A 25,634-nucleotide genomic window follows, 5' to 3' on the forward strand; every position below is an offset into this window, starting at 1 on the left:
GGGAAGTTTTGCCGTTTGAAAACGCATAATTGACTATAGGAAAAACTGAACTGCAGCAAACAAAAAAGGCAATGCCCTGTCGGCATGCCTTTTTTAATGATTTTTTTCCTGAAGGTCTTCGATTTCGATCCATTTCTGCGACCAGTCTTCGATTTCTCTTAGCACGGGTTCAAGCGCTTGTCCTTTTTCGGTCAGGGAGTACTCAATCCGTACGGGGGTTTCGGGGTAAACGTGGCGATGGATGATACCTTCATGTTCAAGTTCTTTTAATCTTTCGGATAACAGCCTTCCGCTGATGGGAAGGGATGATTCTATATGACAAAACCGCTGCGGGCCGTTTAGGAGCTGGTGAATGATCAATCCGTTCCAGCGCTGACTTATCATTTTCATTCCTTTTTCAAATTTGGGACATAAAGATGATAGGCTCATGTTCCTCACCTCTCTAGGTATATTATAGCGATTTTCGAATAAATGAGCAAAGATCAGGAAATGTCTTGACGTAAGTATGTTATTTATATATACTAACTTACACAAAGTAAGTAACGAACAAAAAAAGGAGGATATTATTGTCATATCTGATGAGATGTTAATAGATTGATAGGATGGATGTTTGCCGGTGTTCAAGATTGCGGACTTAAAATAAAACCAAAAAGGAGATTATGATGAATAAAAAATACGAAATTGGTGCATTAATATTACGTCTAATTACAGGTTTTACGTTTTTCCTTCACGGATTGTCAAAGTTTCAAGGGGGAATTGAAAACACTGTCGGATTTTTCAGCAGTGTCGGGATTCCGGGCTTTCTTGCTTATATCGTAGCGATCATCGAGCTGGCGGGAGGAGCCTTGGTGATCCTTGGTCTTGGTACCCGGATTATCGGAGTTTTATTTGCCGTTGTCATGCTTGGAGCTATTTTCACAGTAAAGCTTTCCGCCGGGTTCATGGGAACTGACGGAGGCGCGGGCTATGAATTTGATGTCGCGCTTCTTGCAATGTCCGTTTCCCTTGCATTGAGCGGAAGCAGCATGCTGTCTTTGGACAGCTTGTTTCGCGCCAAACGGCAAGAAGATTTGTCTGAGAAATTGTCTTAAGAAAACAGCGCCGGAAAAGGAGGAAATGATAATGACTAAGCAGATACATCCGCATACAGAACTGGGCCATGTCAAGCTAAAGGTCAGCAATCTCGAAAGGTCCATCTCCTTTTACCGGGACGTGATCGGCTTACAAGTGTTAAAACGGAATGACAAGACGGCGGAGTTCACCGCCGACGGAATGCATCCGCTGCTTTTGATCGAAGAGATCCCAAATGCGGTGGTGCTCCCTGAAAGGTCTGCCGCGGGTCTTTATCATTTTGCTATTTTGCTGCCAAACCGCAAAGAGCTGGGCTTGGCTTTGAAAAACTTGCTTAGCTCAGGCTTTGAAATCGGCCAGGGGGATCACCTCGTCAGCGAGGCGCTGTATTTGTCAGATCCGGATCAAAACGGGATTGAAGTCTACAGGGACCGGCCGCGTGAAGGATGGAAGCGCGATGATGAGGGCAATTATGTGATGGGAACGGAGCCCGTTGATATAGCGGGGCTTCTGGAAGAAGCCGGTGACCGGGAATGGAAGGGGCTTCCCCCTGAAACAAAAATCGGCCATGTTCATTTTCACGTGAGGGACTTGAAAGAGGCAAGAGAGTTCTACCATTCTGTGCTCGGATTCGGCATATCCGGGGATTATCGGTTCATGTCAGCGCTTTTTGTCTCTGCGGGCGGCTATCACCACCATATCGGATTAAATGTGTGGGCCGGGCAGGGTGCTCCTTTTGCTCCGGCTGAAGCCGCCGGCATGGCTTATTATACGGTCCTTCTGCCGAATCAGGCCGAGCTTGAAAACACCCTTGAAAAACTGAAAAGCTCAGGGCATGCGCCCCGCCGAAAAGAGGGCGCATGGTTTGTGAAAGATCCGGCTTCAGGAGTCGATATCAGATTAACCGTTAAGTAAAGATGAAACGATTCGTTTCATCTTTTTTTATGCCGTAAACAATGACAAATACAGCAAAGAATGAGACAAAACAGACATCAATAACAAAGATTCGCGGTCAGGAGCTGTGCTAACATAAATGTACCAAATGCTTTTATTTGGAAAAATAAAAGGGGTGAGGATTGGTGGCAAAGCATCTGACCGGGAGTTTGCAGCAGCGGGCTGTCTGGAATCCCAACATCGGGAATGGGCGTTTTCGCAATCCTGTTCTGTTTATGGATTATTCAGATCCTGACATCGTGAGAAAAGGCAGCGATTTTTTTATGGCGGCTTCAAGTTTTTCTTGTTTTCCTGGTATTCCGATTTTGCATTCCCGTGATTTGGTGAATTGGAACATTATCGGCCATGTGTTTGATCAGCTTCCATTTGAAGTCTATAAAGAGCCGGCGCACGGAAAAGGGGCATGGGCGCCGAGCATTCGATACCATAACGGCGCTTTTTGGGTATACTTCGCCACCCCTGACGAAGGGATTTTTATGAGCAAAACAAAGGATCCGTTCCGCGGTTGGGAGCCTTTGGTTCATGTGAAAAAAACGAAGGGATGGATCGATCCGTGCCCGTTTTGGGATGATGACGGCCAAGCCTATTTGATACACGCTTATGCAAACAGCCGAATCGGCATTAAAAGCAAGATGAACCTGTGCAGAATGAAAAACGACGGAACGGCTTTAATAGACGACGGAAAAATCGTGTTTGACGGGGCGCTGAACCATCCGACAATCGAGGGGCCGAAGCTGTATAAGCGGGCCGGACTTTATTATATTTTCGCCCCGGCCGGCGGGGTGAAGGAAGGGTGGCAGACGGTTCTCCGCAGCAGGAGCATCTATGGTCCGTACGAAGACCGAATCGTCCTTCATCAAGGGAGCACGGACATTAACGGACCGCATCAGGGCGGTCTTGTCGATCTTGATTCAGGCGAATCGTGGTTTCTCCATTTTCAAGACCGCGCCGCATTCGGCAGGATCGTCCACCTTCAGCCTGTCAGCTGGGAAGACGGCTGGCCGCGGGTCGGGGAAGATATCGACAATGACGGCATCGGCGAGCCCGTTTTGGAGTGGGAGAAGCCGAACACGGAAAGCGAAGATGTACTTGAGCCCCATTGTCAAACAAGCGACGACTTTTCTTCAAAAAGCCTTGCCCTTCAATGGCAATGGCAGGCCAATCCAAAACGGGAGTGGTACTCTCTCCATGCCAGGCCGGAACACCTGCGCCTGTACAGCCGCCGATTGCCTGACCGATGGAAACTCGGCAGCATGCCGAACGTCATCATGCAGAAATTTCCGGGGCCAAGATTTACGGCGACGGCCAAACTGTCGTTATTCGCTTTATCAGAAACAATCCGCGCCGGGCTCGCCGTCATGGGAAAAGAGTATGCCTATCTCGCTTTTTCCAAATCTGAAAAAAGCGGGCATGTCATCGCTTTTTATAAAGGCAGCATTGCAGATGGAGCAGAGGATATCAAAACGGAAGAGCACGAGGGTTCCGAAAGCACGGTTTATCTCAGGGTGACAGCCGACGAAAAAGCGGTATGCCGATTCAGCTACAGCTTTGACGAGAGGCATTTCACGGCGATAGGCGAGGCATTTCACGGCGATAGGCGAGGCATTTCAAGCCGTCCAGGGATTCTGGATCGGCGCCAAGGTGGGAATGTTTTGCGCAGATGCCGGAACAGCCGGGCCTGAGGGTTATGGCGATATCGATTGGTTTATCGTTGAACAGAAGGGAGCCTGCCGGAATGAAGGATAACAAGACGTATACAAATCCTGTACTGACAGGTTTTCATCCTGATCCGTCGATTATCAGGGTCGGCGACGACTACTATATGGCGAACTCCACCTTTCAGTATTTTCCGGCGATTGCGATTTCCCATTCTAAAGATTTGGTGCATTGGCGCATCATCGGCCACGGCATTACCGAAGGTTTGGACCTTTCTGATATTAAAGATTCCCACGGCATATGGGCGCCCGATTTATCGTATCATGACGGAACCTTCTACATTTTCGCGACTTTCAGGCTGAACGGGCCGACTATGATCAACAGAAAAAAGCTGATCCGCAGGCAGATCATGATCAAGTCAGACCGTCCGGAAGGCCCTTATACAAAGCCGGTATTCATCGATGAAGGCAGCGGTATCGATCCTTCCCATTTTGTCGATGATGACGGAAAACACTATATGCTGCTTAGTCCGGCATGCACGCTTTTTCCGCTAAATGACGAATGTACAGAAATCACAGGCGCGCCGTCGCTGATTTGGGAAGGGACGGGCAGAAGGGCGCCGGAAGGGCCCCATCTCCTCAAAACAAATGGATACTATTATGCCATTTTGGCAGAAGGAGGAACAGGCTATTCCCATTCGATCACGATCGCGCGCTCCAAGCATTTATACGGTCCATATGAGCCGTGTCCGCATAATCCGATTTTGACGCAAGCAAATCCCGATGCCCTTTTGCAGCGGGCAGGCCACGGCAAGCTCGTCAAAACGCAAAACGGCGAATGGTGGGCGGTATACCTGTGCGGCCGACCGAATGAAGGTAACTTCACAACCGTCGGCAGAGAAACCGCCTTGGACCCCGTGCAATGGGGAGAAGACGATTGGTTTGTCATCAACAATTTACGCGGTCCGAGCACGATCCAGGCTGCCCCGAACCTTCCGGAAGTCAAATGGGAGGAAAAGGATTTCGATGATTTTCTTGATGATTCGCTTGATTTACAGTGGCAGTTTGTCAGGAATCCAGACCATTCCGGCTGGTCTTTAACGGAAAAGCCGGGTTTCCTCAGGCTCTGGACAGGTGATGCTGATCTACGCGAAATAAAAGCGAAAAATACGATCGTCAGAAGGGAAAAACACCACCAGTACAGCGCTGTGCTGAAGCTCTGCTTTGCGCCGTCGAAAAACGGGGAACAGGCGGGGCTCACCTGTTATTACAGCACGAAAAACTACTTGAAATGCTGCCTCATTTACGAGGACCGTTTGAAGGTCAAAGTGATTGAAAACCGAAACGGCGTTCAGAAAACGCTGGGCGAAAAAAACGTCAAGGAAGGGCCGATATATGTAAAAGCCGTCATCAATAAACAGACGAGGAATTTTTACTACAGCTATGAAGAAAAGCATTGGCACCATGCAGGCGGCACGGAAGACGCCACCTTTTTAAGCGATGAAGGCGCCCGCGATGAAAAAGGCCATACGGGGACAATGGTCGGGATGTATGCGAATAACGGCGGAAGCAAAAGGAGGATACCCGCTGACTTTGACTGGTTCCGCTATACGGCTTTTTAATAATCTCTGCTCTTTTTCCGGTACTGCAGCGGCGGGATGCCGACGATGTCTTTAAATACCTTGTTGAAGTGGCTGATATGCTTGAAACCGGTTTTTTCGGCTATGCTCAACATCTTCTCATCCGTATCGCGAAGGTATTTTTTCGCCTCCCGGATTCTGATGTGCCGGGTATATTCATGAAGATGAAAGCCCGTGACTTTTTTAAACGCCCTGCTTAAATAGGAAGGGCTGATGTAAAACCGTTGGGCCAATCCGTTCAGCGTAATCGTTTCATGAAAGCGCCCGTTGATGTATGATGCGATTTCCGATATTTTTTCGTGCATCGGATGAAGCTTCGGCTCATCTTTTTGGCCGCCGCTTTTGAGGGAGCGGTAAATGCTGAACAGCAATTGAAACAATAAAGCCCTGATGACATCCTCATACCCGTCTTTCTTGAGCCTGCACTCCCGTTTCATGTCCAAAAGAAGCTGTTCGACAGATGTTTGTTCTCTCAGCGGAAACGAGATGCAGTTTGTATGCTCAGGAAACGGAAGCAGCCGGTGTTTGCTGCATGCGAGAAGCGGCTTGATGAAATCGTGCGAAAAATTGACCAAAATCCGCTCGAATTCCTGAACTTCCGTACTTGACGTTCTGTGCACGTCATGGGGATTGATGAAGATCATACTGCCTTTTTCGGCGGTATATACCTTTTGGTTAATAAAATAGGTTCGTTCGCCGTTCAGCAAATAATACAATTCATAGCCTTCATGGCCATGCGGTTTATTCATTTCGGTAAAACCTTTTCTTTGCATGTACTGAATCGAAAAAGAACGCTCATCAATGTAATATTTGGGGTGAAGCATGGCGGACATTTCTCCTTTTTGAAAGCGTTATCTTTTTAGAAACGGGAGGGACAGCATGTACAGATTGTTTTGTTTAATGTTGTTGTTCGCATTTACAGCCGGCTGCGCAAATGATGAAAAAGCGGCGACAGTAGAGGGGGCTGCGCTTACAATCGACTGGCTGGTTCCGCTTCATACCCCGCAGCCGCCGAAAGGCGAAGCGCTTGCTGTGATTGAAGAAAAGACGAATACGAAGCTTGACCTCATTTGGGTTCCGGACTCGACAAAGGAAGAACGCCTCAGTGCTGTGCTTGCCGGCGGGAACATGCCTAAAATCATCACGCTGCCGGACCTTGACGACTCCGCAGCCGTAAATGCTTTGCGATCGGGAATGTTTTGGGAAATCGGTCCGTTTTTGAAAGACTATCCGAATTTAAAAAAATTGGATAAAACCATTTTAAAAAATATCTCGATTGATGGCAAAGTTTACGGGATTTATAGAGAACGGCCGCTGGCGAGACAGGGCGTCGTCATCCGCAAAGACTGGCTCGACAATCTCGGGCTGGACACGCCGGAGACGGCGGAGGATCTATACAGCATTGCCAAAGCGTTCACAGAACAGGATCCTGACCAAAATGGCAAGGACGATACGATCGGCCTTGCGGACCGCAATGATTTGGAATTCGGGGCTTTTAAAACGGCGGCATCGTATTTCGGGGCCCCGAATAAATGGGGACAGACCCAAGACGGCAACTTGTTTCCCGATTTTCAAAGCGGCGCATACTTGGAAGCGATGAAGTGGATGAGAAGAATTTACGACGAAGGGCTGATGAATCGGGATTTTGCGGTGACAAGCAAAACACAGCAGCAGGACTTGGTGATCCAGGGAAAAGCGGGAATATATATCGGAACGATGAGCGATGCGATGAATTTGCGCGATCAAGGCTTGAGCTTGAATTCTGACTTTGAGCTTGATATCGCAAACCGCATCAAAGGCCCGGACGGCAAGGAGCAAACATGGGCGCTCGGCGGCCACGGCGGCCTCTTTGCCATTTCAAAGTCAAGCGTCAAAACGGAAAAAGGGGTTAAACAGATCCTTGCGTTTTTTGACCGAATCGCTGAAGAGGATCTTAACAATTTAATGCTATACGGCATTGAAGGCGTTCACTATGAAAAAAAGGGAGATCAACACTACGTTCGAAAACACGAAAACTATCATCGGTGGGAGGCGGACATTCAGCCGCTGCAGCAGCTGATCGGCGTGAACAAGCAGGCCTTGAAAAGCGCCGAAGACCCGCTGCGCGCCAAACAAGAGAAGCTGGAAAAAGACAACAGGGAGATTGCTGTTCTCAATCCGGCTGAGCCATTGTACTCCGCAACGCAAATGGACAGAGGGACGGAATTAAAAAAGATCATCGATGATGCGACATTTCGATTTATTCTTGGTGAAATTGACGATAAAGGCTTTGAGGAAGCCGTCAAGAAATGGGAAAGCCAAGGCGGAAAAAAGATCATCGAAGAGTTAAATGAAGATGCCAAAAAATCATAAAAGCCCCTGGGAAAGGGGCTCTCCATCATCGGACTTGAAGAACGGATGTTAAATAGTGCTTCAAAGCTTCGATCTGTCCTGAAGCATCGGCTTCAGCTTTTCCTAAATAAATCGTCTGCATGACGATGGCGTCATTCATGTTCATGAAAAATTTTGTGATCGTTTCGACCGACTGAAGCGGCTCAAATTCGCCATTGTCTGCGCCTTTTTGCAAAAGCTCGGTGAAACGGGCGGCAAACGTTTCATACCTTTTGACGAGGTACGCTTTCCGTGAACTGTTCCGCCAGCTTGCGAAGAAATATTCAAATTGGACGGCGGCAAACGAATCCGCAATCTCATCCAGCCCTTCTTTAAAATCATCGATATACGAGAGAATGATGCTCCATACGCTTTCTTCAGACCGTGAGCGTTCCTGCAATTCTTTCAAAAAAACGTCAAGATGCTCTTCAATGATGTGTTTGAACATGTCCTCGGTGCTTGAAAAATAAAGATACACGCCCCCGCGGCTGAAGCCTGATTCCTCAACGACATCTTTCATCGTCGTCATTTCAAAGCCTTTACGCTTAAACACCCGTTCCGCAGCTTTTAAAATCTCAGCCTTCCGTCTGTCTTTCTGTTCCTGTGTGATTTTCGGTGACAATCGGTGTCCCCCTTCCTTTGGATAACATGATAACCGCCGCCCCCAGGACCGCCAGCAGGCTTCCGGAGAAGATGAATGCGTTTTTGACGCCGGCCCATTCGGCAAGAAGGCCGCCGCAGCTCATTCCCGCCACAGACCCAAAAGTGGTCGTGCTTTGTATGGTCCCAAAGATGCGTCCGCTGTATGAAGCCGGAACGGTTTGCTGGGCAAGGATATGAAAGGGAATGTATACGAGGGAAAATCCGGCCCCTGCAAAGAAAAAAACGATTAAAAATAACACGTGCAGCCATTCGCCGGCGAGACCGGCAATAAACGGCGCGCTTCCGATCGATATCCCGAGCGTCATCGAGCCGCCGATAAAAAAGCGTAAAAACGACCGGATCGCGATTTTGCCGAGGAAGGCGGTCGTTAAAAGCATTCCTGCCCCGCTTGCCGACATGCAGGTTCCGAGCAGTTCGGGAGGGGTCCCCGGGAGCTCCCGGATGAGCACGACGATTTGTGAATCCGCTATTTGCAGCACCAATATGACAAAAAAGGATATAGCCAAGCCGGTGAAAAGCAATCTGTTTTTCTGAATGAAGACAATCCCTTGTTTAAAATCCGCAAACAGCCGGCCGCGGGATTTCAGCCCGCCCGATCTTCGCTCAAGATAGGGATCTTTCGGCAAAGCGAAAAGGAGAAGGCCTGACAGGAGAAACAATGCCGCATTGACGTAAAAGGAGACATGGATGCTAAAGGCCGCGATCAATCCCCCAGCTATCGCAGGCCCGATGATTTTGCTCCCGTTGTCGATCATTCCGCTGACAGAAACGGCTTTCTGCATGTGCGGTTCAGGAACGATTTCTTTTAATTTACCATTTTTAGCAGGGACGAAAAAAGAAGAAAATGAGCTTAGAAGAAATAATAAAACGTAAAGGCTCCAGATTGATTCGGCAAATAACATCAAAAAAGCCGTGCACGACCGTCCGATTTCAGAGGTGATCATGATCGTTTTCCGGTTATAGCGATCAGCAAGCACACCCGCGATCGGCGTGATGCCGATCGCAGGAACGGCAAAACACATCATCAATGCCGACATTTCCAAAGGAGACGCCTGAAATTGAAAGCCGGCCAAACTTAAAACCGCCAACACCTGAATCCAATCGCCAAAGCTGGAAAGAATTTGAGACCCGATCAGTGTGAAGAAAGGTCTGTTCAGAGCCAATCTGTTTACAGCGTTCATATGTCCTCCTTATAAAAACGACACACGTGTCGTTTTTATTTTATTTTACCAAACATTTTGTGGGGAAACATTAGTTTTTTGGAAATAAGAGCCCGGCTGCTTTAAAACTTGTCAAATAAACAATATAATTCCATAGAGGAGAACATAAAGGAGGAGCTAAAGATGGAGGTTGCCGTCATATACGCACATCCCAACCCAAACAGTTTTAACGGAGCGATTCTGAAAGAGGTGAAAAAAGCGCTTGAGGATGGAAACCATTCCTATACGGTCATCGATCTGTACAAAGAACGCTTTGACCCGGTCCTTGTATTCAATGAAAAGAAACGGCGATCTGACATGAAGGACGACCCTGAAACGGCGGAATACCGGAAGATCATGAAAAACGCAGATCATCTCATCTTGATTTACCCGCTGTGGTGGGGCGGAATGCCGGCGATTTTAAAGGGATTCATCGATCGGGTATTTGTCGCCGGTGAAGCCTATACCTATGAAGGAAAGCTGCCGAAAGGACTGCTGAAGGCGCGCACAGCTTCGGTTTATTACACGGCTGACGCACCCGGCTGGTATTTGCGGTTTTGGCGGCGCGATGCCGACTGGGTTACCGTTAAAGACAACATCTTGAAATTTTGCGGCGTTCGTCGTGTCAGACGTTTTTTATTTCCGCAGGTGAAAGACAGCACGGCTGAAAAACGAAAAAAATGGCTTGACCGCGTATATCGGTCGGCAGCCTTTTCATCTAAAGGGGGATGATGATGGAAAAGAATACAAAATGGCTTGACTGGGCCAAGGAAATACAGGCGATTTCCCAAGCAGGGCTCGCGTATACAAAAGACGAATTTGACAGGGAGCGCTTTCTGCGTCTTCGCGAGATCAGCTGCGAAATCATCGCTGAGTACACAGAGGCCGATTTTTCGAAAGTAAAGAACCTGTTTGCCGGCGAATCAGGCTACCAAACGCCGAAAGTAGACGTCCGCGCCGTCATATTCAAAGCGGACCGCCTCCTCCTCGTGCAGGAAAAAGCTGACGGCAAATGGGCGCTTCCCGGCGGATGGGCGGATATCGGCCTGACGCCGAAGGAGACCGCCGTCAAAGAAGTGTTCGAAGAAACAGGCTTTAAGGCTGAAGCAGGAAAGCTTTTGGCCGTCATGGACAAAAAGCGCCCAATCATCCCCCTTCAGCTTACCATGTCTACAAACTGTTTATCGCCTGTGATATTGTTGGAGGGAAAGCAGCCGCGGGAACGGAAACGAACAACCTCGGTTTTTTCTCATTGGAAGATCTGCCCGACTTATCAGAGGCGAGGAATACGTACGCTCAGATCAAATTTCTTTTTCAAGAGAAAAACGGGTCCGGTCAGGTGTACTGTGACTAAAAGGGGGAAATCACACTGGAAGATCTAAGATACCCAATCGGAACATTTCAAGCTCCGCGTCAAGCGGACGAACAAAAGCGCGCAGCTTTGATCCAAACGCTGAAAACTTGCCCTGCTATGCTGAAAGAAGCCGTATCAGGGCTTAATGACACGCAGCTTGATACGCCCTACCGAACTGGGGGATGGACGGTTCGCCAAGTCGTCTCCCATGTAGCCGACAGCCATCTGAACGGCTATATTCGCTGCAAACTGGCGCTGACGGAGGAAACGCCGCTCATCCGGCCGTACGATGAGCAAAAATGGGCGGGACTGACCGATTCCCTTACATTCGATCCGCAATTGGCAATAGAGCTTTTAGAGCCGCTTCACAACCGCTGGGCCGCTCTCTTTGAAGCGCTGACAGAAGCGGATTACGAAAAAGCGTATTTCCACCCGGACACCGGGGAGGAGACCAGCCTCCATCATGCGCTTGCCCTTTACGTTTGGCATTCGAAACACCATATTGCCCATATCACGTCGCTTCGGGACAGAATGGGCTGGATATAGCAAAAAAACGCGCGCCAAGGCGCGTTTTTTTGCGGCAAATGACTGTCTGATTTCCCGGCGGGTTGTTAAAACTGTGATTAGAGGGCGGATGTTTTAAAATAAAAAGATAAGGGAAAAACGCACGATAGAGAGAAGAGGTATTCATGAAAAAAAATGCGCTTTCTGTCTTAAGAATGATATTGCCGGCAGCCGTACTTCTACTGGTCGTTTATCAGGCCAGAAAAGAGCTCGCCGGGCTGTCCGTTAAAGAAACCTTTCTGATTATAAACAATGTCGAAAGAAGCAATCTTTTCATATTGGTTTTTATCGGCCTCATGTCCGTTCTCGCCATGTCTTTATACGATTTTGTGCTAGTCCGCTCTCTCGGGATGAGGATTTCCAGGTGGAAAACGCTCAGGGTGTCATGGATCGCCAATTCGTTCAACAATGTCCTTGGATTCGGCGGCCTGTCAGGCGCCGGTTTACGAACGATTCTTTATAAAGAGCATGTCAGTGATGTCAAGCGGCTGATCAAAGGAATCGCAACGCTTGCAACCTCCGTACTTCTCGGCCTGTCCGTGCTCAGCATGTTCGTTCTCGCCGGACTGCTGTCTCCGGGAAAACTGCTCTTTGAAAAGACGTGGCTCTTCCTCGGTGTCATCGGAATGGCGCTGATCGTTCCCGTCCTCATCGTCTTTTTGATCATCAAAAGGAAGAGGGGCGATGCCATAGAAAAAGGCTTGAGACCTTCCGTCTTTTTTTCATATTTGGGGGCATCTGCTGCCGAATGGATTGCGGCGGGGCTGGTCATGTATTTCTCGCTCGTGACCTTGGGAATAGACCTTGACATTAGAAAGGTCCTCGGCGTTTTTGCGATCGCTTCCGTCGCGGGAATGATCAGTCTCGTCCCTGGCGGATTCGGCTCGTTTGATTTGCTTTTTTTAGTCGGATTGAATCAATTCGGCGTCGATAATGAAATCACTTTGACAGCCATTGTCCTGTACAGGCTCGCCTACTCATTTATTCCTTTTGGGCTCGGCCTTCTTTTTGCGGCGGCGGACATGACGGGAAATAGGTTAAAAAAGCTTGAAGAAAAGCCGATTATTGCCCCGGCAATTGAGACGACCAATATTCTGCTCGTCTTGCACAGAGCTTTGCTGTTCCGTTTGCTGAACGGCTCGCTTGCCGTAATTTCATTTTGCTGCGGAGCGATTATTCTGGCGTCTGCCGCCCTCCCGATCGACAGGAGCACGCTCATTCCGGATATTCCCCGCCATATGCTGACGGTATTAAACGGCCTTTCCATCAGTTTCGGTTTAATTTTATTGATCGTTCCGCTTGAGCTTTATAAGAGGACGAAGCGTTCCTTATATTTGGCCTTGACCGCTTTGGCATTTAGTTTTGTGTTCAGCATTTTTAAAGGCTTTAATATCAGCGCGGTATTTATCACGCCTATCGTGTTCATCCTGCTTATTTTGCTGCGCCGGCAGTTTTCGAGGGAGCGGTCTGTATATACCTTTGGACAAATGGCGTGGGCGGCGTTTATTTACCTTTTTGCCCTTTGGAACTACAATATCATCGCCTCCACCATGTGGGAGAGGCTCGGCCATGTGCTCGTAAAAGACTATTACATCCACAGCGAACAGCATGTCGATTATGCGACAGTGTTTGCTTTATTGTTTGTTCCGATGTTTTGCATCATCTTTATTTGGCTGTTCAACAGAAAGATCAACCCGATCGGGGAAGAGCCGGACTTTGAAAAGCTGGAGCAATTTTTGAATGAAAAAGGCGGCAACGCTTTGAGCCATTTGGGGTTTTTGGGAGATAAACGGTTTTTCTACTCCAGCGACGGCAATGCGCTGATTCAATTTGCGAAAATCGGCCAGCGTCTCGTCGTTCTCGGCGATCCGTCCGGCAAAAAGGAATCCTTTCCGCTCATTTTGCAGGAATTCCTTCATTTGGCCGATCAAAAAGGCTACCTCGTCATTTTCTACCAGATTGAGCGTGAGGATATGGCGCTTTATCACGATTTCGGCTACCGTTTCTTTAAGCTTGGCGAAGAAGCGATCGTCGATCTCAACACCTTTACGATTAAAGGAAAAAAACGGGCCGGTTTAAGGGCGATATACAACCGCTTTGAACGGGAAGGGTATACGTTCCACGTCGAACAGCCGCCGTTTTCCAAAGATTTTCTCAATCAGCTGCGGAACGTATCTGATGAGTGGCTGGGACGAAAAAAGGAAAAAGGATTTTCGCTCGGTTATTTTAAGGAAGAGTATTTGCAAAAGGCGCCGATCGCTGTATTAAAAGATGAAGACGGCGAGATCGTCGCATTTATGAATATCATGCCGATGTACCAAGAAGGCGAGATTTCCATCGACTTGATGCGCTATTCTCACAACGCGCCAAAAGGCATCATGGATGCGCTGTTTATCCATTTGTTTCAATGGGGGAAAGAACAGGGCTATACCGCGTTTAACATGGGAATGGCCCCGCTCTCAAACGTCGGCACATCCTTTCAGTCATTTTGGACGGAGCGGCTCGCCGCCGTGATATTCAACAATGTCAGCTACATATACAGCTTCAGCGGCCTCCGTTCCTTCAAAGAAAAATACAAGCCGGAATGGCGCGGAAAATATTTAGCCTACAGAAAAAACAGATCGCTGCCGGCCACGATGTTTCTCGTCACAAGGCTGATCGGGAGACGGGAGAAGTGATGAGCTGTCTTAGACAGCCCTATTTGTATAATTTCATTCCCGAAAATCAATTTTCCCGCAGTTTCAAAAAACCATCACTCCCCTTATAATGAAAAGAAGCCGCGAAACAAGGGGGATTCTCATGAAACAAGTCGAAGTACTCAGATATGATGCATTTTCAAAGGAGCCGAATAAAGGAAATCCGGCGGGGGTCGTGTTAGAAGGGAGTCGTTTGACCGACGAAGAGATGCAGCTGATTGCCGAGAAAGCCGGATACAATGAAACTTCATTTTTGCTGCCGAGCAAGTCGGCTGGCCTTCGCCTCCGCTATTTCACGCCCGGGCACGAAATGAATTTATGCGGCCATGCGACCGTTGCTTCCCTTTATGCGCTCCATGAGAAAGGCGGGATCGGAGCCGGTGCGGAGCTTAAGGTTGAGACGAAGGCCGGCAACCTGACCGTTAAGACGGGTTATGCTGATGAAGAAAAGCATTTTTTTGTGACGCTGGAGCAGGCGCCGCCGAGCTTTCATCCGTTTGCGGGAGACAGGGCAAAATTGGCTGAAGCACTCGGCATCACTGAAGCGGATTTCCACGATTCGTTGCCCGTCGTTTACGGAAGCACCGGGACATGGACGCTGCTCGTGCCTGTTCAGAATTTGGAGGCATGCCGGAAGATGCAGCCGAAAAATTCCGAATTCCCGGCCATTTTAACGGACATGCCCCGCGCTTCTGTCCATCCGTTCTCTTTGGAGACGATCCACCGTGACAGCCATCTCCACGGCCGGCATTTTTCTTCGCCGTATTCCGGGACGATTGAGGATCCTGTTACCGGAACGGCTTCAGGGGTTATGGGAGCCTATATGAAAACGTACGGACAGCCGTTTTGTGAAACGGGTCAAAATGTATTTTTGATCGAACAGGGGCAAGAAATCGGCAAAGACGGGAAGGTGAAAATCGAAATTTTGGAAGAAAACGGCCAGATGAAGGCTGAAATGACGGGAACGGCCGTTTTTGTGGAAAAGCAACTCATCGATATTTGAAACCGCCGCCTCCGTTTTGAATGAATGGTTTATCGTTGAAAACGAGAAAATAAACCTTTATAATCAACAATGATAATCATTTTCATTTGAGGAGGCGCTGATATGAGCGATATCTTGCAGTCTGAAAAAGGCAGCATTCGTGAAACGATAAGAAATAGAAGAACGATTCGGAAATTTAAAAGCGATCCGGTGCCTAAAGAAGTTGTCCTTGAGCTGCTGGAAGACGCGGTTTATGCGCCAAATCACAAGCTGACAGAGCCGTGGCGGTTTATTTATGTCGGGACCGAAAGCGGAAAACAGAAGCATGCCGACAATTTAGACAAGGCATTCCAAGAGATTAAGCCTGATAGGTCTGAAGAACAAATCAAAAAATTCAGGGACCATATTATGAGTGTTCCGGCTTTTCTCTTTGTCATTTTGAAGGAAGACGAAAATGAACGGGTCAGAAATGACGACTTCGCAGCTGTCAGCTGTTTGATTCAAAACCTCCAGCTTCTCGCCTGGGAAAAAGGGATCGGGATGGTGTGGAAAAGCGGACAGGTGCTTTATAATCGAACGCTTCAGCAATTAATGGGGCTTGACAGCAATGAACGGTTTGCCGCGATTTTGCAGATCGGCTATCCGGCGGAAATTCCTAAATTGCAAACAAGGACACCCGCAAAGCAGCTTCTTACGGAGCTTTCTTAAAGAAGAAAGCCCTGCAAACAGGGCTTTCCCGAAATACTACTTTGACTGCCGCTCTTTGGCGCGGTTGTCAGCTGCCTCCATGCGGCTTCGAGCTTCGCGGTCATCCTGATCGGCAAGCTCTGCAGAATATTCCTCATAAACGCCGTCAGTTTCTTTTTTATACTGATCAGGAACTTGAGGAAGCTTTTGTTTGTTTTTGTCGCGGTTTTTGTGGATCGAATTTCTGCCCATTCTCACATCACCCCTAAGTCATTAATCAGCCGGACAGTGTTATTGTTGGCTGATCAGACTGCCGCTATGCATTATGATTTTTCATCGGCGGCCCGCTTTGCTCTTTTAAATTCCCGCTGATACATGACTTCCTGCGTTTTGGTCAAGGTCGTTTTCATTTGGTCGCGCTTTTTCTTTTCAGCCATTTTTAAAGCCTCCTAAACATCAGATTATTCACAGGCTGTCCGTTTTGGAGGCATTTATACAATGTTACGCTTCTTTTAGCCGGAGGCTTTCGTCTTCAAACGTCCGCAGGCTGTGTAACGTGTAGAGATCTTTCGGGATTTCAAACAAATGAAATGCATCGCTGTCCGCCCCGTTCAGCCTGCCGGGATCAGCCTGAACCGCGTATGGCAGCTTTTCGGCGGCCTTGAGGGAACGGGTGTTTGTTTTCCTGATTTTCATAAACACCGTCTCAATGTTTTTTTCATAAAAAAGCTCGCAGAAAAACGCGTTTTTTGCCCGCTGATTATAGCCCTTTCCGTGGAAAGGCTTCCCGAGCCACGTTCCCAAAAACCCCGTATTTCCCTTTATTTCATATAAACTGATGCAGCCGATCGGATTTTCCCATTCGTCGAGAATCGTGCGGGAGATCAGTTTTCCCTGTTCTTCCTCTTCGATGATGTTCTTCACATGAAACATGTACTCTTCAATGGTCTCCGCTTTATTCCGGACAAAAGGAAATACTTCCGGATGTTTCACAAGATCAAAAAGCGCATGGCAGTCGGCCATTTCACGTTTTTTCAGCATGGCAGCCCCTCCTTGAGGGCGGCTTTTCCTTCATTAACAAGATGTTGCTCCACCCTCGAAATTTTTTAATCAATCATGTCCTGCTCATCCATTAAAAAATTCGGGGTGGGAATCGAACCCACTAAAACCAGAGACCTGGTGGCGCACCATTTGCCTTCCCTATTCATATCAAACTGCTTTTGATTTCTATATTTTACGCAGCAAAAAAGCGAAAAGATACAAGGCTATTGCGGGAAAATTGCGCTTAAAAAAGCTCATTTGGCGAAACCGGGAAATTTGTGCTTTTACACGGGATGTATTTTTGTTCGGTTTCTGCCGGTTTTCTTGATAAAATATAGACGTGATGTCCGGGCTTCTGTTAACGCCGGCAATTTCATCATGATCTCTCAAACGGAAAACGAGAGAAGGGAGTTTTTTATGCCGTATATTACAAAAATCTCCGCCCAGAAAAACAATAAAGACCGGGTCAATATCTTTCTGGACGAAAAATACGCGTTCAGCGTTGACATGGATGTTCTCGTCAAGTTTAATCTGAAAAAGGGAAAGCAGCTTGACGAGCTTGACGTCATCGAAATTCAGTATGGCGATGATATTAAAAAAGGTTTTAATCAAGCGCTCGATTACCTTTCGTATAGGATGCGCTCGATAAAAGAAGTCAAAGACCATTTAAAGAAAAAAGGCGTCGCAGATTCCGCGGTGACCGAAATCATTCATATGCTGAAAAGCTATAAATACGTAGATGACCGGGAATTTGCGGCCGCTTATGTAAGCACTCACCGCAAAACGAGCGGCAAAGGCCCCGATGTTCTACATAAAGAGCTGCAATTGAAGGGAATCGATGAAGAGCTGATCAGGGAAGCATTAAGCTCATTCACGTTTTCCGAACAGGTTGAAGCCGCTGTAAAACACGCTGAAAAAGTGCTGAAAAAAGGAAAAAAGCTGTCTTCCAAAGAGATGAAACAAGCGATCGAACAGCAGCTGATTCGAAAGGGATATTCTTTCGATGTGATTGCCATCGCTCTTTCGGAAACAGACTACGAAAATGATGATGACGCTGAAAAAGAAGCGCTGTACAAGCAGGGGGAAAAAGCGATGAGGCGCTACAACTACGACGGCTCGTACGAAACGAAAATGAAGGTCAAACAATTTTTGTTTCGCAAAGGATTTCCGCTTGAGATGATCGATCAATATTTAGACGAAGAGGGATGAGAAAATGGAGAAAAGATACAGTGAGATGACGGCTTCCGAACTGCAAAGGGAAATCGGCATCCTCACGGAAAAGGCGAGAAAGGCAGAGCAAATGGGGATCGTCAATGAGCTTGCCGTCCACGAACGGAAAATCGCGATGGCGAAAGCGTACCTTTTGCATCCGGCCGATTTTAAGCCGGGTCATGTATATGAAATCGAGGATGCAGGAGATGATTTTTACATCCGCTACCTAAACGGCGTCTTTGCCTGGGGGTACCGTCTCAAATCTCCCGAGCATGAAGAGGCCCTGCCGATTTCTTTATTAAAAGAAAAGGATTAAGGCAAGCTTAACCCTTTTCATATCGGCGTCTATCTTGTGCGGATGCGCGTGTTGCGCTGGAGAATGATGAGATCCTGGGTCTGCTGTGTTTCACCGTTTACCTGCGCCCGCGCATGTTTCGTGTTTGCCCAAGGCTGCGGATAGTTTTGCGTTTTCATCTGGTAAAAATCGTTTGTATAAGGTTTGCGGTTTGCACACAAAGAAACTCACTCCATCCAGAAAAAATTTAGCGTTTGCCGGAAGCCCTCATTCTTTCTTGAGGATGGGTATTCGTGCTTCCGTCAGCGCGCTTTGAAGCAAAATCATCTTTGGCCCGGGGCTCACCTTCAAATTTGTTGTCGTTCATGTTCGGAAAGCCTCTTGCTTTATTCCGCATCTGTTATAGGCTCCTCCATTCAAGTCCAAAATGTTTGACGTCTTCGCTTCAGAAGACGTAATGTTAGTATATGAAATGGATGACGTTTTCAAAAAGAAAGTTTTTTCCTAAAGGAAGGAGGGAAAGTTCAAGGTGGAAGCACACTTTGAAAAGCTGACAAATGCGCTTCTTGAAAAGAACCATATGCTGAGCTACGCGCAGGCGAGAACTTGGGTAGAGCTCTTGTGGGAAGACTTTGAAACGGCATTTGCCAAAGCCGGCCATCCTTACAGGGGAATAGAACTGACGGAACGCGTCGTTTTAGATTGGATTGAGGACTACGGCAGCCATCTGCATTTATTCGAAACCGACAATTCTTCTTTTCAAGACCTGTTCACCTCAGACAACGGACTGCTGCATTAATCGTATTTTCATCTGATTCTCTGCGAAAGGAATGTGATGAAATGAAAGCAATCGTTATCGGTTCAGGGATCGCGGGTGCTAGCGCCGCATATCACCTCGTGAAAAAAGGAGCGGACGTATCGATTTTGGATGAAGGGCATGAAGGGCAGTCAACCAAAGCTGGTGCCGGGATCATCTGTCCGTGGTTTTCTTCCAGAAGCGAAGACTGGTATCGTTTGGCAAGAGCGGGCGCCGCATATTATCCTTCCCTTGTATCACAGCTTGAACAAGACGGGGAAACCGACACCGGCTACGCCAAAACGGGTGCGCTGCGGGTCAGCGGAGACGTTGAAGCGCTCGATCAAATTGAAAGAAAATTAAGAGAACAAAAGCGTGAAGCGCCTGAAGCCGGTGAAATCACCCGCTTATCAAACGAAGAGGCAAGACGGCTTTTTCCTCCGCTTGCTGACGGGCTTGAAGCAATTTATGTATCAGGGGCTGCCCGCGTGGATGGCCATCTGCTGCGAAACTCGCTTATTTCGGCGGCAAAAAAGCACGGGGCCGTCTTATTGAACGGCAAGGCGGAGCTCTCTGTTGAACAGGACGTCATAAAAGGCGCAACCATTGACGGCCGGCTCCTGTATGCAGATGCGGTGATATTGGCCGGAGGCGCTTGGACGAATCAATTGCTTCAGCCTTTGGGCATACAGCTGCCATTAGAGCCGCAGCGCGGCCAAATCGTTCATTTGAAGGCCTGTGACGGGGAGACTGGAAAATGGCCGGTTGTTTTACCCGATACAGACCATTACATCGTATCATTTGACGGTTCTCGGGTTGTAGCCGGAGCGACAAGGGAAACCGGTTCAGGATTTGATTACAGAATCACCGCCGGAGGAATAGAGGAGGTCTTGGATGAAGCCTTGTCCGTTGCACCGGGTCTCCACGGTGCGGCTCTCGAAGAAATCAGAATCGGATTCCGTCCGTTTACAAAGGATTTGCTTCCCCTTCTCGGGTACATTCCGGGTGCGGACGGTTTGATCGCGGCCACAGGATTCGGCCCTTCAGGCTTAACGATCGGCCCTTACGCCGGTTCGCTCATTGCTTCTTTGGCGTTTGGAGAAAAAACGGATCTTCATATAGACCAATACCTTCCAGTAAGAGACATATCAAAATAATCGGAAACTACTCCTTAAATTTTTTTGAGTTATATCATTTTTTGCCACTTGTTCATAGATGTCTGATATAATGACAAAATAATGTTGTGGAAAATAGTGCAGCATGCCCACTGTTTTCCTTTTGTTGTGTTTTTATAGGCGTGCGAAGTTATCCTGCTTATTTTTAATATGTCCAAAAGAGGTGCCTTTAAGTGAAGAAAGGAATCGTTTCGATTATTATTCCTTCCTATAATGAAGCAAGCAACATTAAACTGATTTATGAATCATTGAGGAACGAATTTCAATCCATTGATTATGAGTATGAAATTTATTACATAAACGATGGCAGCACAGATCAAACTTTGGAGGAAATCAAAGATCTGGCGGAAAAAAATGAGCGGGTGAAATATATTTCATTTTCAAGAAACTTCGGCAAGGAAGCAGCCATTCTTGCCGGTTTTCAGCATGCCCGCGGCGATGCCGTCGTCGTCATGGATGCGGATTTGCAGCATCCGACATACCTTTTGCCTGATTTTATTAAAGGGTATGAAGAAGGCTATGACCAGGTGGTTGCCCAGCGGAATCGAAAGGGAGACAATCCTGTAAGGTCTTATCTGTCTTCGCTTTATTACCGTTTCATCAACAACGCGGTCGAAGTCGATTTAAGGGACGGTGTCGGCGATTTCCGGCTATTGAGCAGAAAAGCCGTCAACGCGCTTCTCAAGCTGAGCGAAGGAAACCGTTTTTCCAAAGGGTTGTTTTGCTGGATCGGCTTTGATCAAAAAATTATTTATTACGAAAACGTCGAACGAAAAAACGGAAAATCAAAGTGGTCGTTCCGGCACTTGCTGAACTATGGGATCGACGGCATCGTTTCGTTTAACAACAGGCCGCTTCGCATTTGCTTTTACACCGGAATGTTCATTTTGTTCCTTTCGCTTATTTATATTGTTGCAACGTTTATCAGGATTTTGAAATACGGTGTTATCGTTCCGGGCTATTTTACGATCATTTCGGCTGTTTTGTTTCTCGGCGGAGTTCAGCTTCTCAGCCTCGGGATCATCGGCGAGTACATCGGGAGAATCTACTATGAAACGAAAAAGCGTCCTCATTATTTAATACAGGAGGCAAACATCGGGCATGGAGAAGCTCATGAAAAAAATGAATCTTGAATTTATTCGCTTTGCCATTGTAGGCGTCGTTAATACGTTGAATTACTATGCGGTTTATTTGCTGCTTCACTTTTTGCTGCATATCGATTATATGGCATCACACGTTGTGGCTTTTCTTGTCAGCCTTGTGATTTCATTTTTCCTGAATTGCTATTTTACGTTTAAAACAAAGCCGACTTTTGCGAAGTTTTTGCAGTTTCCGCTCACACAGCTGTTCAATCTGGCCGCGTCTTCTTTCTTTATGTACGTTTTTGTGAACCTTTTGCACATGAACAGTGCGGCAGCTCCGCTTGCTTCCATGTTTTTAACCGTTCCTCTGACATTTCTGTTGACAGGGAAGATTTTGAAAAGAGACAGGGGAAAGATATGAAAAAAACAGCATTATTATTTGTCATATCAAGCATTGCCATTTCTTTGGCCGCCCATTTGTTTTTTCTGTTCGAATGGGCACACGGCCGCTATATGACGGGGAACGGCGACGGGCTTGCGCAGATGGTTGTGTTTAAAGCGTTCCTTTTTGACCAATACAAACACGGCAACTTTTTTTATTCCTATTCCTTCGGCCTGGGAGGCGGAATCTACAGTCAGCTTGGTTATTATTTCACGACATCTTTTGTGTTTCTTGCCTCTTTTGCCGCGGTCCTGCTGCTTCAGTTTTTTCATCTGGCGGGGAATGCAGATCCCCTGTTTTGGGCGAATGCTGCGGTTTTTATCAGCGCGGTTAAGCTCGGCCTGATTATTTTGACCGCATCGTATGCATTTTTATATATGGTGAAAAATAGAGCGGCCGCTTTTACAGGAGCCGTTTTGTACGGAACGTCGGTCATCTATTTCCGCCATACAGTGTTCTGGGAGTTTTTCAGCGATTCGATGCTCTGGCTGCCTCTGCTTGTCGCAGGAGCGGAAAAAATCATCAGGGAAAAGCGTCCGGGCCTGTTTATCCTGGCCTGCTCTTTGACGCTGTTTAACAATTTTTATTTTGCGTACATCAATTTGATTTTCATTGCGATCTATGTCGTCTTTCGCTGGTTTATTCATCTTGATGACCGCGAGGCGTCAAAGTGGGAGCAATTCAGGATGTTTTTCGCGTCGTGTCTGATTTCCTTCGGGATCAGCGCCGTTTCTTTTGTGCCTGCCGTCTACGGCTTTTTGAACAATTTGCGGCCGCCGTATGATCAGCCGGTCCCGTTGTACGACTTCACAGATGACATCTTGTTTTCGAGCCGCATCATCCTGCTGCCGGCGGCTTTTGTCTTGTTTTTGTTCGTTTTTTCCTTTTATAAAAACAAAACGTTCAGGCTGTTTGCCGGAATCAGCCTGCTCTTGGGCCTTCTTCATTTCAGCCCGCTCGCCGCGAGCGCGTTTAACGGCTTCTCTGCCCCGCAGAACCGTTTTGAATATCTGCTTGCCTTTACAATCGGTGGGGCCGCGGCCGCCGGCTTAAGCAGCATCAAAAGCATCAGGCGCAAAGAAATTGCATGGTCGTGCCTATTGACTGTTTTGGTATACGTAGCAGTCATTTTCCGCGAAGACCTTGATTTGTCGCTGCTGACAAATTGGAGCTCGCTCGTTTTGCTGTTTTTAACAATGGGCGCATTTATCGCCGCCGGTTTGCGATATCGAAAATCGCTGCTCGTTTTGCACGGCTGTGTATTGGCATCGGCTGTATTCGTTGCCAATACATATGAAAAATACGTCCTTTCGGAATCGAGTGAAATTAAATCGGTTTCGAAGAATTATTTGACGAGCAATGATTATGACGGCGAAGAACAGCGGGAGCTCCTGGAAAACATCAAAAAAGACGACAGAGGAGATCCGTATACGAGAATCGACTGGATGAACGGCGTCCGCAACAATACGCCGATGATCCAGAAATTCAACGGCTTCAGCGCTTATTCAAGCATCCTCAACAAAAATCTGCTGCTGTTTTATTGGACAGACCTTGAAGTCGATATGGGGAGGGAAAGCGTCAGCCGCTATGCGACAATGGGCGGCCGCGCCAATTTGTACAGCCTGTTGTACGGCAAGTATTATATGAGAGAGAAGGAAAACGCCTCTGATGCTCCTTACGGATTTGAGAAAACGGACGAGTCGAAACATTATGTCGTCTTTAAGAACAACTATACGCTTCCGTTTATCCGGACGGCCAATACCGTTTATTCCGAAAAAGACCTGGATAACGCGCCGGTTTTGGCAAAAGAGCATGCCATGCTGAAAGGAATCGTTTTAGAAAACCCGGGCGGAAAAGCAAAGCCTCCTACAAGCTCTGATTTGATGGGACAGACGAAGTTGAAGAAGAACGGGGCGAGCTACGAAAACGGCGTGCTCAATGTGACATCGGAAAACGGCGGAATCGATCTCATTCCGCCGGATAACGTCCCGCAAGAAGGCGACTACTATGTCACCTTTTATTTGAAGAGCCTTGCAAAAGACCAGTTTTTCAACCTGAAGGTCAATGATTACATCACCTCAAGAAAATCAAACAAGTCGATTTATAAAACGGGGGTTTACGATTTGACTATCAGGGTGCCGAAAGCGGAAAAGGTTTCGATCCGGCTTCCGAAAGGGAAATATAAGCTCGACGGTCTGAAGCTCTATCAGGAGGATTACCAAACCTTAAAACAAGCTTCTGCGAAAAAAGCGCCGGACGCACGCATGAACTGGAAACAAAACAAATTGTCGATCCAATATCAAAACAATAACGGAGACCGGTACATGGTGCTGCCGATTCCGTTTGAAAAAGGCTGGGAAGTCACAGTGAACGGAAAAAAACAAACCGTTCAAAAAGCGAACTATGCATTCACCGGCTTTTCCATCGATAAAGGGAAAAACGACATTCAGCTCGCATATTACCCGCCTTATTTCAAAGAAACGCTTGCCGTCACCGTCATCGGTCTTGCGGCCGGAATCTGGTACAGCCGGAGAAGAAAAAAGCTTGGCTCTTAAACGGAGCCAAGCTTTAATTTTTTCTGCAATTTTTCTTCGCTGAAAATCCAGCCCGTATACGACCGCATTAGTTCCAAAGAGTCACGGTCGATATGGGCGATGGCAACGAACGGATAATGTTCTTTGCTGCGGTATCTCAAATCGATAAAACGGACCTCGTAATGGTCCTTATACGTATCGATTTCCCATCTGTAAACAGGCGAAAAAGAAAGAAAGGCTGAGATGTTCTTATCCTGCTTCGCTGCTTTCATGACGGGCGAATCGGGTAACGGAACCCTGTTGAATGTATCAAGAATGACGATCTTTCCATCGATGCTTCTGCCGACGTAAAAAGCCGATTTGGCCTTGACGGCGATTCGCCACTGTCTGAATTTCATCGTCGGTGATATAATGATCTCTTCAATATCATCGATTTTCCTGCGGAGCTCTTGTTTGATCCGCCTTTGCATCACAAACCTCAGGATATAGTAGCCGGCGAGGATGCCATAAAGGGTCAAAAATGTATAGCCCTGATCTGCGCCCGCAAGCCAAACGGCGATTGCCGCAAGATGACTGACGAAGATAAACGGGTCGAATGTATTGATCAAACCGAGCGCCACCCATTTTCTTGTAAATGGTCGAAGCGCCTGGGTACCGTACGCATTAAAAATGTCGACGAACACATGCAGGGCGACTGCGGCAAGCGTCCACAGCCAAAGATGAAGCAGGTTTGCATCAGGGTAAAACAAATACAGAATCCCCGGAAACAATAATGACCAAATGAGGACGGCGGGAATTGAATGGGTAATTCCCCTGTGATGTCTAATATAAACAGCGTTGTTTTTCAACTTTAAAATTGTATCGATATCCGGCGCCTGTGATCCGGCGATTGTCGCGATCATGACGGCCTGAGCCATTGCCGGGTCCATTCCGACGGCGGGATCAAGCGTCGCGATGCCGCCGAGCGCAACACCCATGACAACGTGTGTGCCAGTATCCATTGGTGACCTCCCCTAACGGTGTTTCAAAAATCGTATTCCATTGCCTTATTCCCAACGCCGTCCCAATACCAAACAGGAAAAGCAGCAGCTGAAATATTTAACGCTTTTGCTTTCCTCGCTTTTCATGTAACATGTTTATCGTGTATACATTTAGTTTACAACAAAAAGCCAAAAGAACAAAAGTGCAGTGTGTAAATGTGACGAGGACAGGCAAGGAGAAG

General features: G+C 47.5%; 26 protein-coding genes and 2 pseudogenes. 18 read left to right on the top strand and 10 right to left on the bottom strand.

Going from position 1 to position 25,634, the window contains the following annotated elements:
* Positions 1 to 93 precede the first annotated feature (93 nt).
* Entirely contained in the window at positions 94 to 429 is a 336-nt protein-coding gene (locus NSQ39_RS04835) for a winged helix-turn-helix transcriptional regulator (protein ID WP_175076884.1), read from the bottom strand.
* A gap of 233 nt (positions 430 to 662) precedes the next feature.
* Between NSQ39_RS04835 and NSQ39_RS04840 the strand changes: the two genes are divergently transcribed.
* The 4 genes and pseudogenes from NSQ39_RS04840 (at position 663) to NSQ39_RS04860 (ending at position 5,302) form a co-directional block, all read left to right on the top strand.
* Positions 663 to 1,091, top strand: a complete 429-nt coding sequence (locus NSQ39_RS04840; protein WP_175076883.1) for a DoxX family protein — start codon at positions 663 to 665, stop codon at positions 1,089 to 1,091.
* 31 nt (positions 1,092 to 1,122) lie between these two features.
* A complete protein-coding gene (locus NSQ39_RS04845) occupies positions 1,123 to 1,986 on the top strand; it encodes a VOC family protein (RefSeq protein ID WP_175076882.1) in 864 nt (287 codons plus the stop codon).
* 164 nt (positions 1,987 to 2,150) lie between these two features.
* A pseudogene (locus NSQ39_RS04850) lies at positions 2,151 to 3,771 on the top strand (glycoside hydrolase family 43 protein).
* A complete protein-coding gene (locus tag NSQ39_RS04860; RefSeq protein ID WP_175076881.1) occupies positions 3,761 to 5,302 on the top strand; it encodes a glycoside hydrolase family 43 protein in 1,542 nt (513 codons plus the stop codon). The pseudogene NSQ39_RS04850 and the gene NSQ39_RS04860 overlap by 11 nt, the downstream one beginning before the upstream one ends.
* Here NSQ39_RS04860 and NSQ39_RS04865 read toward each other — a convergent pair.
* Positions 5,299 to 6,144, bottom strand: coding sequence for an AraC family transcriptional regulator (locus tag NSQ39_RS04865; protein ID WP_175076880.1), 846 nt, complete (start codon positions 6,142 to 6,144; stop codon positions 5,299 to 5,301). The genes NSQ39_RS04860 and NSQ39_RS04865 overlap by 4 nt on opposite strands.
* A 55-nt stretch (positions 6,145 to 6,199) precedes the next feature.
* Between NSQ39_RS04865 and NSQ39_RS04870 the strand changes: the two genes are divergently transcribed.
* On the top strand, positions 6,200 to 7,672 hold the full coding sequence (locus NSQ39_RS04870) for an extracellular solute-binding protein (protein WP_175076879.1): 1,473 nt from the start codon (positions 6,200 to 6,202) through the stop codon (positions 7,670 to 7,672).
* A 25-nt stretch (positions 7,673 to 7,697) separates the two neighbouring features.
* On the opposite strand, the gene NSQ39_RS04875 is transcribed toward NSQ39_RS04870, so the two are convergent.
* Both NSQ39_RS04875 and NSQ39_RS04880 read right to left on the bottom strand, forming a co-directional pair.
* Positions 7,698 to 8,312 carry a TetR family transcriptional regulator gene (locus NSQ39_RS04875; protein WP_341014335.1) on the bottom strand — a complete coding sequence of 205 codons (615 nt, stop codon included), beginning with the start codon at positions 8,310 to 8,312 and terminating at the stop codon, positions 7,698 to 7,700.
* Positions 8,266 to 9,534: an MFS transporter gene (locus NSQ39_RS04880; RefSeq protein WP_341014336.1), complete on the bottom strand. Its 1,269-nt coding sequence runs from the start codon at positions 9,532 to 9,534 to the stop codon at positions 8,266 to 8,268. Before NSQ39_RS04880 ends, NSQ39_RS04875 begins: the two co-directional genes overlap by 47 nt.
* 162 nt (positions 9,535 to 9,696) lie before the next feature.
* Between NSQ39_RS04880 and NSQ39_RS04885 the strand changes: the two genes are divergently transcribed.
* The 6 genes and pseudogenes from NSQ39_RS04885 (at position 9,697) to NSQ39_RS04910 (ending at position 15,856) form a co-directional block, all read left to right on the top strand.
* The gene (locus NSQ39_RS04885) at positions 9,697 to 10,284 is read left to right on the top strand and encodes an NAD(P)H-dependent oxidoreductase (protein ID WP_341014338.1); all 588 of its coding nucleotides are present in this window, start codon (positions 9,697 to 9,699) and stop codon (positions 10,282 to 10,284) included.
* Between the two features lie 2 nt (positions 10,285 to 10,286).
* Positions 10,287 to 10,906, top strand: a pseudogene (locus tag NSQ39_RS04890) (NUDIX hydrolase).
* A 9-nt stretch (positions 10,907 to 10,915) separates the two neighbouring features.
* Positions 10,916 to 11,452, top strand: a complete 537-nt coding sequence (locus NSQ39_RS04895; protein ID WP_341016869.1) for a YfiT family bacillithiol transferase — start codon at positions 10,916 to 10,918, stop codon at positions 11,450 to 11,452.
* Positions 11,453 to 11,595: 143 nt separating this feature from the next.
* Positions 11,596 to 14,148, top strand: coding sequence for a bifunctional lysylphosphatidylglycerol flippase/synthetase MprF (gene mprF, locus NSQ39_RS04900; protein WP_341014340.1), 2,553 nt, complete (start codon positions 11,596 to 11,598; stop codon positions 14,146 to 14,148).
* 121 nt (positions 14,149 to 14,269) lie between these two features.
* Complete coding sequence (locus NSQ39_RS04905) at positions 14,270 to 15,169, top strand: PhzF family phenazine biosynthesis isomerase (protein WP_341014342.1); 900 nt, start codon at positions 14,270 to 14,272, stop codon at positions 15,167 to 15,169.
* Positions 15,170 to 15,271: 102 nt separating this feature from the next.
* Positions 15,272 to 15,856, top strand: coding sequence for a nitroreductase family protein (locus NSQ39_RS04910; RefSeq protein ID WP_341014344.1), 585 nt, complete (start codon positions 15,272 to 15,274; stop codon positions 15,854 to 15,856).
* Between the two features lie 36 nt (positions 15,857 to 15,892).
* Here the strand turns inward: NSQ39_RS04910 and NSQ39_RS04915 are convergent, their stop codons facing one another.
* The 3 genes from NSQ39_RS04915 to NSQ39_RS04925 form a co-directional block, all read right to left on the bottom strand.
* Positions 15,893 to 16,087 carry a YfhD family protein gene (locus NSQ39_RS04915; protein ID WP_029418773.1) on the bottom strand — a complete coding sequence of 65 codons (195 nt, stop codon included), beginning with the start codon at positions 16,085 to 16,087 and terminating at the stop codon, positions 15,893 to 15,895.
* Positions 16,088 to 16,158: 71 nt separating this feature from the next.
* The gene (locus NSQ39_RS04920; RefSeq protein ID WP_082094105.1) at positions 16,159 to 16,272 is read right to left on the bottom strand and encodes a YfhE family protein; all 114 of its coding nucleotides are present in this window, start codon (positions 16,270 to 16,272) and stop codon (positions 16,159 to 16,161) included.
* 64 nt (positions 16,273 to 16,336) lie between these two features.
* A complete protein-coding gene (locus tag NSQ39_RS04925; RefSeq protein ID WP_341014348.1) occupies positions 16,337 to 16,876 on the bottom strand; it encodes a GNAT family N-acetyltransferase in 540 nt (179 codons plus the stop codon).
* 417 nt (positions 16,877 to 17,293) lie between these two features.
* On the opposite strand from NSQ39_RS04925, the gene recX reads away from it, so the two are divergent.
* Both recX and NSQ39_RS04935 read left to right on the top strand, forming a co-directional pair.
* Entirely contained in the window at positions 17,294 to 18,085 is a 792-nt protein-coding gene (gene recX, locus NSQ39_RS04930; RefSeq protein WP_341014350.1) for a recombination regulator RecX, read from the top strand.
* Between the two features lie 4 nt (positions 18,086 to 18,089).
* Positions 18,090 to 18,404 (top strand): YfhH family protein, encoded by a 315-nt coding sequence (locus NSQ39_RS04935; RefSeq protein ID WP_341014352.1) that lies wholly within the window; start codon positions 18,090 to 18,092, stop codon positions 18,402 to 18,404.
* 29 nt (positions 18,405 to 18,433) lie between these two features.
* Here the strand turns inward: NSQ39_RS04935 and NSQ39_RS04940 are convergent, their stop codons facing one another.
* Together NSQ39_RS04940 and NSQ39_RS04945 are read right to left on the bottom strand one after the other, a co-directional pair.
* A complete protein-coding gene (locus NSQ39_RS04940) occupies positions 18,434 to 18,562 on the bottom strand; it encodes a YpzG family protein (RefSeq protein ID WP_369878957.1) in 129 nt (42 codons plus the stop codon).
* A gap of 68 nt (positions 18,563 to 18,630) precedes the next feature.
* Positions 18,631 to 18,780, bottom strand: coding sequence for a small, acid-soluble spore protein K (locus NSQ39_RS04945; RefSeq protein WP_046130970.1), 150 nt, complete (start codon positions 18,778 to 18,780; stop codon positions 18,631 to 18,633).
* A gap of 132 nt (positions 18,781 to 18,912) precedes the next feature.
* Here NSQ39_RS04945 and NSQ39_RS04950 point away from each other — a divergent pair, with 132 nt between their 5' ends.
* The 5 genes from NSQ39_RS04950 to NSQ39_RS04970 all read left to right on the top strand — a co-directional run bounded on the left by NSQ39_RS04950 (position 18,913) and on the right by NSQ39_RS04970 (position 24,433).
* Positions 18,913 to 19,182: a YfhJ family protein gene (locus NSQ39_RS04950; protein ID WP_341014356.1), complete on the top strand. Its 270-nt coding sequence runs from the start codon at positions 18,913 to 18,915 to the stop codon at positions 19,180 to 19,182.
* Positions 19,183 to 19,223: 41 nt separating this feature from the next.
* A complete protein-coding gene (locus NSQ39_RS04955) occupies positions 19,224 to 20,336 on the top strand; it encodes an NAD(P)/FAD-dependent oxidoreductase (RefSeq protein WP_341014358.1) in 1,113 nt (370 codons plus the stop codon).
* A 191-nt stretch (positions 20,337 to 20,527) separates the two neighbouring features.
* Positions 20,528 to 21,487 carry a glycosyltransferase family 2 protein gene (locus tag NSQ39_RS04960; protein ID WP_175076872.1) on the top strand — a complete coding sequence of 320 codons (960 nt, stop codon included), beginning with the start codon at positions 20,528 to 20,530 and terminating at the stop codon, positions 21,485 to 21,487.
* Positions 21,456 to 21,857: a GtrA family protein gene (locus NSQ39_RS04965; protein ID WP_082094103.1), complete on the top strand. Its 402-nt coding sequence runs from the start codon at positions 21,456 to 21,458 to the stop codon at positions 21,855 to 21,857. Before NSQ39_RS04960 ends, NSQ39_RS04965 begins: the two co-directional genes overlap by 32 nt.
* The gene (locus NSQ39_RS04970) at positions 21,854 to 24,433 is read left to right on the top strand and encodes a YfhO family protein (protein WP_175076871.1); all 2,580 of its coding nucleotides are present in this window, start codon (positions 21,854 to 21,856) and stop codon (positions 24,431 to 24,433) included. Before NSQ39_RS04965 ends, NSQ39_RS04970 begins: the two co-directional genes overlap by 4 nt.
* Here the strand turns inward: NSQ39_RS04970 and NSQ39_RS04975 are convergent.
* Entirely contained in the window at positions 24,430 to 25,413 is a 984-nt protein-coding gene (locus NSQ39_RS04975) for a metal-dependent hydrolase (RefSeq protein ID WP_175076870.1), read from the bottom strand. The genes NSQ39_RS04970 and NSQ39_RS04975 overlap by 4 nt on opposite strands.
* Positions 25,414 to 25,634: the final 221 nt, after the last annotated feature.

It is taken from the genome of Bacillus sp. FSL W8-0848, assembly GCF_038007805.1.
Taxonomy (GTDB): domain Bacteria; phylum Bacillota; class Bacilli; order Bacillales; family Bacillaceae; genus Bacillus; species Bacillus glycinifermentans.